Raw genomic sequence first — 11681 nt, 5'->3', positions numbered from 1 at the left:
GCAAAGCGTGCGTTATCTCGTTTAGTATCTGTTCGCATTATAAAAGAAATTCAAGAGTCTAGCTATATCCATCTATTGTACGATTGCTTACTTTATTGGTACAATTGCACATAGAGGCATTATATCATTTTTCTTTGACAAGTGGCGCAGGCGAAGCCGGAAACATCTTGTTTTGCATGAGTATCGTGCGCAGAGCAGAGGTATCTCGTTCATAATGAGTATCGTGCGCGACGTGTGCGGTATCTCGTTTAATATCGGTACTGTGCGTGATGTGACAGTTAATTGAGGACAGAAAATGGACTATCAAAGCGTTTGCTTAAAGGATTGCATGGAAATCAGGGAGATTGTTTCCCTACATTATTTTCAATATAGAAGTGACTTTTATTTTCCCGGGGAGACGCATCCTTTCTGGGAATTCGTTTGCGTGGATGCCGGGGAGATTACGGTAGAGGCAGGAGAAGAGACGCATCTTCTGAAAAAAGGAGATATTCTTTTTCATGCGCCAAATGAGTTTCACTCGGTGAAGGCGGATGGGAAGAGCAGCCCCAGTATCGTGGTCATCAGCTTTTATTGTAACAGTCCCGCTATCTGGCGTTTTCAGAAGAAGTGTCTGCGAATCAGCGATAAGGAGAAGAGTCTTCTTGCGAAAATCATTACCGAGGGGAAGGGCGTTTTTTCCGGAAGAATGGATCAACCCTACCAGAAAAAACTCCTCTTTCTGGAAGAGGAAAGTTTCGGCGGACAGCAGCTTATCCGTCAGTACCTTTCCGAGTTTTTGATTCAACTTTACCGTCGTTATTTTTCCTATCCGCTGCCGATGGAGGCCAAGGACTACTATGTGGAAAAAAGTTCCAGGCAGAGTGAAAGTTATAATCGCCTGGTGGAATACTTGGAAAGTCATGTTTATGAGAAGCTCAGTATGGAACGGATCTGTAGAGACAACCTGATGGGACGTTCCTACGTGCAGAAAATTTTCCGGGAAGTCGGAAATACCGGAGTTATGGCTCTATTTTCCAAAATGAAAATGGATACGGCGAAGCGCATGATTCGGGAGGGACAGCTCAACCTCACGCAGATTGCGGATAAACTTGAGTTTTCTTCTATTCACTACTTTTCCCGGCAGTTTAAGAAAGAGTGTAAAATGTCTCCGTCAGAGTACAGTTCGTCGATTCGTTCGCTGTCGGAGGAACGTGAAGTGTAAAATCAATTGATTCCCCTACCTTATAAATCAAAAAAGCTATAGATAAAAGGAATTTGTCTAAGAAAATAGCTTGCTCTATGCTTAAAGCAGGAGAATTTGGTCAATATTTTAGGAGGAAACTATGGAGCTGGTTAAAGATTTACCGGAGATATTTGCAAGCTTTTCCGAGCAGAGACAAAAGTCTTTTCTTTCCGTAAAGGAGTGGAAGGACAAGGGAAAGCCGGTTGTGGGATCGTACTGTACTTATTTTCCGAAGGAAATTGCGATGGCGGCCGGGGCGGCGAGCATTTCCCTCTGTGCGACCTCCGATGAAACGATTCCGGAGGCGGAGAAGGATTTACCGAAGAATCTTTGCCCGTTGATTAAGTCCAGCTACGGCTTTGCGAAAACCGACAAGTGCCCCTTCTTTTATTTTTCCGATGTGGTGGTAGGGGAAAGCACCTGTGACGGAAAGAAGAAAATGTATGAGCTGATGAGCGAGTTTAAGGATGTCTTCTTCCTTCGCCTTCCGCACGAGCAGACGGAGAAGGCGGTTGCGCTCTACAGAGACGAGATTGTGCGCTTAAAGGACTATCTGGAACAGAAGTTTGAAGTGAAGATTACGGAAGAAATGGTGCGAGAAGCGACAAGAGTCAACAATCGTGCGAACAAAGCCTTAAAGGATTTGTATTCCGTGATGAAACATGATCCGACTCCCGTTTCCGGCTACGACATTTTCAAGGTGCTCTACGGCTCCACCTTCCGTTTTGACCGCGCGGCTCTTGCGGACGAGGTCAATGCCTTACGAGAGAAAATCGAGCGGGAATATGCCGAAGGAAAACATTTTGAAAAAAGACCGAGAATCCTTATTACAGGTTGCCCTATCGGCGGAGCTACGGAGAAGGTGATTCGTGCCGTGGAGGATAATGGAGCTGTAGTGATCGGCTACGAGAACTGTAGCGGAGAAAAGGCGGTGGGCATTCAGGTAGAGGAAGATGCGGAAGATATTTATGAAGCGCTTTCCCGGCGTTATCTGGCTATCGGCTGCTCCATTATGACGCCAAACAAGAATCGTTTTCAGAGCCTTTCGGAAATGATTGACGAGTACCACGCGGACGGCGTGCTGGATATGACTTTGCAGGCTTGCCATACTTATGCCATTGAGACCAATAAGGTCCGCCGATTTGTTACGGAAGAAAAGGGTATCCCTTATATCAATGTGGAAACGGACTACTCTCAGTCGGACATCGGACAGCTGAACACCAGAGTGGCGGCCTTTATTGAAATGCTGTAAGAAGGCTTTGCTAAGCACGAAAGAGTAGCACAGAAGACGATTCTGTGACGAAAAGCTGTTCTGAAAATGGACTTAGCAGAAAGGAACTGAAAAATGGAGCGAAAATTTCTGGGGATCGATATCGGTTCCACAGCGGCCAAGGCGGTGGTACTCGATGAAAAAGGAGAAATAGAACAGGCCTTCACCGTGCCTACGGGCTGGAGCAGTTTTGAAGCCCTAAAATCCATAGGTTCTAAACTTGGTATGCCGATGGACGAGGAGCATTACGCCTGCATTGCAACCGGTTACGGGAGAAATGCGGTCGCCTTTGCGGGAAAGACCATGACGGAAATTACCTGTCACGCGAAAGGCGCGATGACACTTTTCGGGGAAAATCCCATGAATGTGGTGGATGTCGGCGGACAGGACACGAAGGTCATCACCTGTCAGGGGAAGGCGGTGGAAGAATTCTTTATGAACGATAAATGCTCCGCCGGAACGGGAAAGTTTTTGGAAGTCATGGCAAATCGCTTAAATATTTCTCTGGAAGAATTGAATGAGCTTGCAAGAAAGCATACGGAAGAGGTGAAAATCAGTTCAATGTGTACGGTATTTGCGGAGTCGGAGGTGATTTCTCTTGTAGGGCAGGGCGTTCCTCGGGAAAATATCGCTTACGGCATTCTGCAGTCTGTTGCCGGAAAGGTTTCCCAGATGCTCGGAAAACTCCGGAATCAGGACTTGGACGTGTATCTTACGGGCGGACTCTGCGAGGCGGAGTATTTTCAAGAGCTTCTTTCTGATGTCCTTGGAAGACCAATTCACTCCGACAAGTATGCACGCTACGCCGGCGCCCTCGGGGCGGCAGTCTTTGCGAAGGAGCAGGCGGAGAAGGGGCGGATTTAGGGTTTTACTTAGAATAATTCCCCCGCATACCCTATTGCACAAAGTCGCTCTCGCTCGGTTCCGAGCTAACGGCACTAAGCATCAAACTTCGCTTTTGCTCGTTTTCTGCAAGTGCCGAGCTCTCCAAACGCTTTGTTCCACAGGGTATGCGGGGGAATTTATTCATAATGGGTAAAACGCATAAAAGAGCTCGCTTACAATGGATTTTATGCTTAGTTTATCTTCTGGAACTGTTTAAATCCTATACCTTCGTCAGAACATAATCGAGATCCATACTGCACTCGCCGTTTTCCAGACGGAAGCAGGGAAGTCCGATACGGCCTTCATCGGCATAATCGGGTTTTTCGGCCTGCTCACGGAAGGGCTTAAAAATGTCTTCCTGTACCCAAAAGGCCAGGAAACGCTTTAAGTTGTATAAATCTCCGTTCACATCGATAAATTCGTATTCCACTCCCTTTTCCTTCAGAATCTTCTGACTCTCTACACACTTCGGGCAGAGGTGGCTACCATAGAATTGTAATTTCATAAGTACTCCTTTCTTGGTCAAGTTAGACCCTTGTAAAAACCCTTCGTTTTATTACGACAAGAATAAATGGGATGTCTTAGACTTCGCTTCCGCCACTTGTTAAGAATAAATATTTCTATATATTATCCATGATTCTAACATGAATTGCAAATAATCTGAAGTAAGCTTTGCTGAAACAATTTTTTAATTATTGCAAAATGGGGGACAGTTTAGAATTAAAGAATAAAATGAAAGAAAAACAAATATCGATATAAAATATTCCGATATAATCATTATTGATGGATTTTTTGCTTGTGGTATAATGAAAAAAGTAAAATCGAAGGAGGAAATAGAGATGAAAGACTACTATCTGCGCCTTACGGATTTAGAGATAAACGGTTTAAAAAATGTAAAAAACGGAAAATTAAATTTTGTAAATAAAAGAAAGGCATTTAAAGCCAGCGTTCTTGGACTCTATGGGCAGAACGGTACCGGAAAGACTGCTCTTATCGATGCCTTACATATTTTAAAACTGCTCCTTTCCGGAAAGCCGATTCCGGATGAGTATTGTAACTATATCAATGTGGATTCACAGGAGGCAAAGCTCTCTTACCGTTTCCGGATTTATGTTTTGGAAACGGAAATTTATGATGTAGATTACGAAGTTTGTTTGACAGTGGACGAGCAGGGAGAAGAATCGTTTTCTACTTCCGGGGTAGCAGAGGGGGAGCTCTCCTATTTATCGGAAAGAGGAGGAAATCTGTGGAATTCCCTGGGAAAAAAGAAGCGTCGATTGGAAATAAAAAGTGAAAAGCTGAGTTATGCCTATACGGATGGGGAGAAGAGGATCAAAAAGCATACTTTTCTGCAAAGCACAAGGACGGAATTGATTGCTCCTAAAAAGTATTACGCTCTCCTCTTTGGAAGGAAAAAGGAAACAGCGGAAAGGTTGAAGCTCATCAGTTTAATGGCAAAACAGAACTCGCAATCTTTATTCTTTTCCGATGATTTTTTTGAAGAGGCTTTACTACAAGCTTTAAAAAGGGATAATGAGAAACAAAAGTTTTGCGTCGAACTTTTGTTCAGACTATTAAATTACGGTCGTACCGAACTTTTTGTTCTTGGCGCGTCCAGCACGGGGAAGATTAATTTAGGAGAGCTGCCTATCCGGTATAACGCTTCGGAAAAGCAGGAACACGGGATAACGGGAGAATATTTTCTGTCTTTAGATGAGGCGACTGAACTACCGGAAGAACTTTTTCCGGAGACGAAGAGATTGATTCAAAACATAAATGGTGTTTTGGAGCAGATTATCCCCGGCCTTACCATCTCCGTAGCGGACCTAGGTACTATTATGCTTATGGAAAACGGAGAAGGAAAAAAGGGCCGCCGCATACAGCTTATGTCCAATAAAAACAGTAAAGAAATCCCGCTTCGTTGTGAATCGGAAGGAATCAAAAAGATTGTCTCCGTGCTGCATCTTCTAATAGGAATGTATAATCAGTCCTCTATTACAGTGGCGATTGATGAGTTGGATGCCGGGATATTCGAATATCTTCTTGGGGAAATCCTGCACATCCTCTCGGAAAAGGGAAAGGGACAATTGATTTTCACCTCACATAATTTGCGCCCATTAGAAACGATAGACCGGGGCTTTATTGCTTTTACAACAACGAATCCCGAGAACCGCTACATTCGCTTTACCAATATCAAAACAACCAATAATCTACGGGATTTCTATTTCAGAGATATTGTCCTCGGCGAGCAAAATGAGCCGGTTTATGAGATGACCAACAATGCGGAGATTGCCTTAGCTTTGAGAGAGGCGGGTGAGTAGCTTGACTCGGAAAAAAATTGTCTTCATTATTGTGGAAGGTCCATCGGATGATGAAGCCCTTGGGGTAATCTTTAGCCGTGCTTTCGATAAAAATGCTGTTTATGTGGAAGTGATGCATGGAGATATCACCAGTGTAAAAGGAAATCATAGTGGAAATATTGTAGGAAAAGTTGGAGATTTACTGAAACAATATGCGAAGTCCAATCACTACAGTAAAAGTGATTTTCTGGAAGTGATTCATATTATGGATACGGATGGCGCATTTATTTCCGAGGAAAATGTGGTAGAAGATCATAGCCTTAGAACATTGCAATACAGTTTGTCAGAGATTCGTTGTAAAGATGCCGCCTTAATTCGCAGTCGAAATAAGCAAAAAAGTGAAAATATGGATAAGCTGAGCAGGCAAAGTCAAGTTTGGGATTCCGTTCCTTATCGATGCTATTATATGTCTTCTAACTTAGACCATGTCTTACACAATCTCTTAAACTGTTCTTCGGAGGATAAGGAGAGAAATGCTTTTCTCTTTGCTAAAAAATATAAAAATGCTCTGGGAGAATTTTTGCAATTTCTTTGCAAATCAGATTTTTCCGTAAACACAGGCTATAGGGAATCTTGGGATTTTATTAAAGAAGGACTGCACTCTTTGGAAAGACATAGTAATCTCGGACTTTGTTTTAAAGATATTTCTCTAAAATAATCTGAAGTAAGCTTTTAGCTTTATAGTGTGATATAATCTCCATATACAAGAAAGTGGCAACTTTCTTGTATTGGTCTTGGAAAATGCGTATGCAGTGAAAGGAGAAGTAAGGATGATTAAAAAGAGCTACGAAAGAGAATTGGAAAAACTTGGAGCATTTGAAATTAGCTTTGATATGTTGAAGCTGTCAGAAAAGAATGAGAAGCATTTGAAATTTTTAAATGCCGGAAGGGGAAATCCGAATTGGATTAATTCCTTGGGCAGATTAGCTTTTGCACGACTGATGGAATTCGGCGTGGCAGAAAGCAAAAGGACTCTGGACAAGGGAGACTTGGCGGGATATGTAGACTCTAAAGAAATTGCGGAAAGGTACAATGCATTTCTAAATCATGGCGATGAGGTGGATGTATTCCTGAAAAAAATAGTGGAGTATAGCGCAGAGCATCTGGGATTAGATAAGGAAGCTTTGATTACGGAACTTACAAACGGAATTATCGGAAACAATTATCCGGTACCTAGCCGTTGTCTTGAGAATACGGAGCACATCATCAATGCATTTCTCCAAAGTATTCTGTACGGGAAGGCTGACTTAAGAAAGGAAACGAAGGTATTTCCGGTAGAAGGCGGTACGGCTGCAATCGTCTATATTTTTGATGCTTTAAAGCACAATGGTCTGCTCAATGAGGGTGACCGCATTGCCATCAACACGCCGGTGTTTACCCCCTATATTCAGATTCCGAGACTATCGAATTTCGATTTAGCGGAAATCAATCTTCTTGCAACGGAAGAAAATGACTGGCAAATTCCGGATTCAGAATTTGAAAAGCTTTTGGATCCTTCCATCAAGGCATTTTTTCTGGTAAATCCGTCTAATCCGGGTTCCCGCAGTCTTACAGATGAGACTTTGGAACAGTTAAGAAAAGTAGTTAAAAAGCGCCCTGACCTTATTATTATCACAGATGATGTATATGGAACCTTTGTCAATAACTTCCGTACAGTTTATTCCGTTTGCCCGAGAAACACTATTTTAGTCTATTCGTATTCAAAGCTTTACGGGGTTACAGGATGGAGACTCGGCGTGATAGCCATTAATGAAGACAATGTTTTTGATGAACTGATTAAGAAGGTTCCGGATAAGAAGAAAAAGGAGCTGGAAAGCGATTATTCGATTGTCACACTTAATCCTTCGGAAATGAGCTTTATTGACAGGATATGCGCGGACAGCAGATCCATCGGATTGTATCATACCGCCGGACTCTCCACTCCGCAGCAGATTATGATGGTTCTTTTGTCTATGACTCATTTGGTTCTTGAAAATGAAAAGGATCAGTATATTGAAGGCTGTAAAGAAATTGTGGCTATGCGTTACCACAATCTGATGTCTACTTTAGGTTTGCCGGAGGATAACAGTGACTGCAATGCTAAGTATTATTCCCTGCTTGATATCTACCAACTTGCCGAGAAAAGTTATGATAAGGACTTCGCAACATGGCTTAGAAATCACTTTGAGGAAATCGATTTTCTTTTGCACCTGGCAAAGGAAGATGGTGTTGTGTTGATGGAAGGAGTTGGTTTTGGAGCAACTCCGGGTACAGTTAGAGTTTCTGAAGCAAACTTAGCGGACAATGATTATAAGAAAATAGCAAATCGTATCCTGTCTCTTTTGAAGGAGTATCACGAAAAGTATGCAAAAGAGAAAAAGGATAAATAGGATAAATAGGATAAGGGGGATTTAATATGAATATAGGATTAATCTCACATGAAGTGTTGGAAACAGCACAGCATATTACGATAACAGGTTTTTCCGATATAGCCCATTATTTGATTGCCAATCCGGTTATTTCTATCTTTGTATGTCTTGCACTAGGGTATCTTATTGGAAAGCTAAAAATCAAATCCTTTACTATAGGAGCCACTGTAGGAACTTTGCTGGTAGGACTTCTCATATCCCTAGTATTTAAGGGGGCGGGAACCTATCAGATTGACGGAACTGTGAAGACAATCTTTTTCTCACTGTTTATTTTTGCTATCGGATATGAGGTTGGACCTTCGTTTTTTGCAAGTTTAAAAAGCTCCGGTCTTAAGATTATTATCTTATCCCTTTTCTTCGCCGTGGCAGCCTTTGTCGTTTCTATAGTTTTGTTTAAGGCTTTTGGTATCGGAGCGGGAGAAGCCGGCGGAATTTTGGCCGGTAGCCTTACACAGTCTGCAATCCTGGGAACAGCGGATTCCACGATGAAGGGAATGCTTTCAGGCACAGAACTGAAAACAGCGGAAAGTCAGATGGCAATTGCCTATGCTCTTACCTATGTTTTCGGAACCGTTGGGGTAGTGGTATTTTTGAAAAACGGTGCAGCGAAGTTAATTGGTGTAAATTTGACAGATACTGTTAAGAAGAAAATAGATCAAACAAATTTCCATGAGTCTTCTTCGGAAAATACTGTTGTTGGAAATATCAAAGCACGTGCATTTTGCATAGAAAATGGTGCAGAATTTATTGGTAAAACAATAGGTTCGGTGGAAGAGCAGTACGGGGATGATCTTACAATAACGCAAATCATTCGAAAGGGTAAAAAGGTGAACCTTGCATCGGATGTGCAGCTCCTGGAAGGGGATACGGTTACGATTATCGGACTTCTTGATGCAGTATTGCATTTTGAAGCTCCGGGCATGAAGGAAACGGATGATTCGGAAGCCCTTAAGCTTGATGTGATAAAGCAGGAAATTGTTTTGACTAATCATTTCTCTTTGGATGTGATAAAGCATCTTTCAGAAAATGGAATTGTCATTTCAGAGAGGAAGAGAGACAACAATGTCCTTTCTGAAGATCAGGCGTTAAAAGCTCTCGACCACTTGACCTTGGTGGGACCGAAAGCCTTGATTGCTAAGGTTGTAAAGAAACTTGGTTATGTGAAGGATACAGGTACCGAGACAGATGTATCCTTCATCAGCATGGGGCTTGTAGTCGGTTTATTAATCGGTGCAATCAGCTTCGTAGTATCCGGAATTCCGATTACACTCGGATCCGGCGGAGGTGCCTTGATTGGAGGGCTTTTATTCGGATATTATCAGGACAAACATTCTAACTATGGACTGATGCCGAAAGCAACACGGTGGTTTTGCAAGAGTGTGGGACTGAATCTATTTATCGCCATTGTGGGGCTTACATCCGGTGCATCCTTCTTATCTGCCCTGCAATCGATGGGCGTAAAGGTACTTTTAATCGGTGTTTTGGTGACTATTTTGCCTCATATTGCTTCCGTTTACTTCGGGAGATTTGTATTAAAGCTGGATGCTGTAGATATCATTGGAGCTCTGTGTGGTGCCGGAACCTGTACCGCAGCGCTTAACGGAGTTGTGGAGGAATATGAGTCCAGTATTTTTGCAGTAGCATATACACCGGGATATGCAATGGGAAACATTCTACTGACGGTCTTAGGCCCTCTAGTTGTTGCAATGTGTATACATTAGCTGTCTCGCGTAGGTGAACCTGTGAATAAGACAGGTGTTTACGAGTTACTTAAAACAAAAGGGATTGAGCACGAAATTACTGAGCATGAGGCAGTTTTCAATATGGAAGAGCTGGGTGCGGTTGAACTGCCTTATCCTGATTAAGTACACTTATTTATCCCTGATAGAGAAGTGGAGAAATAACCCGCTTCTCTTTTTTATTGCAAGGAGAAGACAATGAGCTTAGAGTAAAATTTTAGTTGAAAAAAATAGGCAGAGAACGAAGCCTCTTCCTCATCATACAGAAATAACCCATTCTATGGTTGACAAAAATACTACGGTCAGGAGCTGTATGAGGAATTCCATGTTAGAAGAAAAGGGCAACGTTTCAAGGAAATAGAGCAAGAAATCTTTGCGTGGGCTTAGGCTCTGCACGAAAAAGACGGTCGCGAGGCTTCCGTAAGGAGCTGCACTCTAGCAACGAAGGCGGGCGCATGTTTGAGCCCGAAGGGCGAGTTTGCGCAGGAGCCTGAGTGAAAAAGCGAGTGCAGCGAGAAGGAAACGTAGTGTGTCTTTGAGGCAGAGCCTAAACCGAAGCAAGACATTCATTAGTCTGATGGAGTTGCCAGAGATTCCTTGACAGTAACGTTTGACAGCCCCTTTCTTTTTGTTTATAGTCTGATGAGATTATGAAGAGAAAGGCTCTTCAGAAAGAGGACAAAATGTTTGAGAATTTAGAAGAAGTAAAGAAGCATTATGAGGAAATCATGGAGAATCTCACGATTCCCGAGGTGGTTTCCGATATCAACCAATATAAGAAGCTGATTTTAGAGCAGAGTAACTTAGAGCCCGTTTATAAAGCCTATATTGCTTTTCGAAAGGCGGAGGAGAGCGAGAAGGATGCTCTTTTCATTTTGGATAATGAAAAGGACAAGGACTTAATCGAAATGGCGAAGGAAGAGCTTTCTACGGCGAAAGAAGATCAGGAGCGCCTTACGAAGGAAATTCAGCTTTTATTACTTCCGAAGGATGAAAATGACGACAAGAATATCGTTATGGAAATCCGCGGAGGTGCCGGCGGAGAAGAGGCGGCTCTATTTGCAGGTTCTTTATACAGAATGTATACGAGTTATGCTGAAAAACGAGGCTGGAAGACGGAGCTCGTTTCCTTCAATGAAACGGGACTCGGCGGTCTGAAGGAAGTGGTATTTATCGTAAACGGACAGGGGGCTTATTCGAGACTGAAATACGAGTCCGGTGTACACCGCGTGCAGAGAGTTCCGGAAACGGAGAGCGGCGGAAGAATTCATACCTCCACCGCGACCGTGGCCGTTATGCCGGAAGTGGAAGATGTAGAGGTGGAAATTAACCCTGCCGATGTGAAGATGGAGGTTTTCCGTTCCTCCGGTGCCGGCGGACAGCACATCAATAAAACCTCATCCGCAGTGCGCCTTATCCATGTTCCTACCGGAATGGTTGCGGAGTGTCAGGAAGAGCGTTCTCAGGTACAAAACAGAGAAAAGGCGATGCGTCTTCTTCGTGCAAGACTCTATGAGATTGAGCTTGAGAAGCAGCAGAAGGAAAATGCGGAGGAAAAGCGCTCGCAGCTTGGAACCGGAGACCGCTCGGAGAAGATTCGTACCTATAACTTCCCGCAGGGAAGAGTGACGGATCACCGCATTAAGCTCACTCTTTACAATATTGATGCCGTTTTGGGCGGAGACCTGGATCTTGTTATTGATCCTTTGATTACCGAAGATCAGGCAGAGAAGCTCGCCCGGTTGGAAGAGAATCCGTAAATTTGGGGAAATCGCTTAGTCGGAGGAGAATTCGCCA

General features: G+C 43.2%; 10 protein-coding genes. 9 read left to right on the top strand and 1 reads right to left on the bottom strand.

All coding sequences use genetic code 11. The features are described from left to right. The first annotated feature begins 295 nt into the window (after positions 1-295). From HMPREF9624_RS07090 to HMPREF9624_RS07080, 3 genes are all read left to right on the top strand, one after another. The gene (locus tag HMPREF9624_RS07090; protein WP_009537172.1) at positions 296-1201 is read left to right on the top strand and encodes a helix-turn-helix domain-containing protein; all 906 of its coding nucleotides are present in this window, start codon (positions 296-298) and stop codon (positions 1199-1201) included. Positions 1202-1322: 121 nt separating this feature from the next. Then, positions 1323-2474, top strand: a complete 1152-nt coding sequence (locus tag HMPREF9624_RS07085; protein ID WP_009537171.1) for a double-cubane-cluster-containing anaerobic reductase — start codon at positions 1323-1325, stop codon at positions 2472-2474. A 93-nt stretch (positions 2475-2567) separates the two neighbouring features. Next, positions 2568-3356, top strand: a complete 789-nt coding sequence (locus HMPREF9624_RS07080) for an acyl-CoA dehydratase activase (RefSeq protein ID WP_009537170.1) — start codon at positions 2568-2570, stop codon at positions 3354-3356. A gap of 241 nt (positions 3357-3597) precedes the next feature. Here the strand turns inward: HMPREF9624_RS07080 and HMPREF9624_RS07075 are convergent, their stop codons facing one another. Beyond that, positions 3598-3882 carry a glutaredoxin domain-containing protein gene (locus HMPREF9624_RS07075; RefSeq protein WP_009537169.1) on the bottom strand — a complete coding sequence of 95 codons (285 nt, stop codon included), beginning with the start codon at positions 3880-3882 and terminating at the stop codon, positions 3598-3600. Between the two features lie 334 nt (positions 3883-4216). Here HMPREF9624_RS07075 and HMPREF9624_RS07070 point away from each other — a divergent pair, with 334 nt between their 5' ends. The 6 genes from HMPREF9624_RS07070 (at position 4217) to prfA (ending at position 11644) form a co-directional block, all read left to right on the top strand. After that, the gene (locus HMPREF9624_RS07070; RefSeq protein WP_009537168.1) at positions 4217-5698 is read left to right on the top strand and encodes an AAA family ATPase; all 1482 of its coding nucleotides are present in this window, start codon (positions 4217-4219) and stop codon (positions 5696-5698) included. Then, positions 5691-6395, top strand: coding sequence for a hypothetical protein (locus HMPREF9624_RS07065; protein WP_242822631.1), 705 nt, complete (start codon positions 5691-5693; stop codon positions 6393-6395). Before HMPREF9624_RS07070 ends, HMPREF9624_RS07065 begins: the two co-directional genes overlap by 8 nt. Positions 6396-6507: 112 nt before the next feature. Further along, complete coding sequence (locus HMPREF9624_RS07060) at positions 6508-8106, top strand: bifunctional aspartate transaminase/aspartate 4-decarboxylase (RefSeq protein WP_009537166.1); 1599 nt, start codon at positions 6508-6510, stop codon at positions 8104-8106. Between the two features lie 26 nt (positions 8107-8132). Beyond that, entirely contained in the window at positions 8133-9866 is a 1734-nt protein-coding gene (aspT, locus tag HMPREF9624_RS07055; protein ID WP_009537165.1) for an aspartate-alanine antiporter, read from the top strand. 21 nt (positions 9867-9887) lie between these two features. Then, positions 9888-10010 (top strand): YbaK/EbsC family protein, encoded by a 123-nt coding sequence (locus HMPREF9624_RS12105; protein WP_278208989.1) that lies wholly within the window; start codon positions 9888-9890, stop codon positions 10008-10010. Between the two features lie 557 nt (positions 10011-10567). After that, on the top strand, positions 10568-11644 hold the full coding sequence (prfA, locus tag HMPREF9624_RS07050; protein ID WP_009537164.1) for a peptide chain release factor 1: 1077 nt from the start codon (positions 10568-10570) through the stop codon (positions 11642-11644). Positions 11645-11681 lie beyond the last annotated feature (37 nt).

It is taken from the genome of Oribacterium asaccharolyticum ACB7 (assembly GCF_000238075.1).
Taxonomy (GTDB): domain Bacteria; phylum Bacillota; class Clostridia; order Lachnospirales; family Lachnospiraceae; genus Oribacterium; species Oribacterium asaccharolyticum.
The sequence above is the reverse complement of the archived record's forward strand: the minus strand, read 5'-3'. Positions and strand labels throughout refer to the sequence as shown.

Excerpts from the sequence above, each read along its gene's own strand:
- HMPREF9624_RS07090 (WP_009537172.1), top strand. The coding sequence starts at position 296 with ATGGACTATCAAAGCGTTTGCTTAAAGGATTGCATGGAAATCAGGGAG.
- HMPREF9624_RS07085 (WP_009537171.1), top strand. The coding sequence starts at position 1,323 with ATGGAGCTGGTTAAAGATTTACCGGAGATATTTGCAAGCTTTTCCGAG.
- HMPREF9624_RS07080 (WP_009537170.1), top strand. The coding sequence starts at position 2,568 with ATGGAGCGAAAATTTCTGGGGATCGATATCGGTTCCACAGCGGCCAAG.
- HMPREF9624_RS07075 (WP_009537169.1), bottom strand. The coding sequence starts at position 3,882 with ATGAAATTACAATTCTATGGTAGCCACCTCTGCCCGAAGTGTGTAGAG.
- HMPREF9624_RS07070 (WP_009537168.1), top strand. The coding sequence starts at position 4,217 with ATGAAAGACTACTATCTGCGCCTTACGGATTTAGAGATAAACGGTTTA.
- HMPREF9624_RS07060 (WP_009537166.1), top strand. The coding sequence starts at position 6,508 with ATGATTAAAAAGAGCTACGAAAGAGAATTGGAAAAACTTGGAGCATTT.
- aspT (WP_009537165.1), top strand. The coding sequence starts at position 8,133 with ATGAATATAGGATTAATCTCACATGAAGTGTTGGAAACAGCACAGCAT.
- prfA (WP_009537164.1), top strand. The coding sequence starts at position 10,568 with ATGTTTGAGAATTTAGAAGAAGTAAAGAAGCATTATGAGGAAATCATG.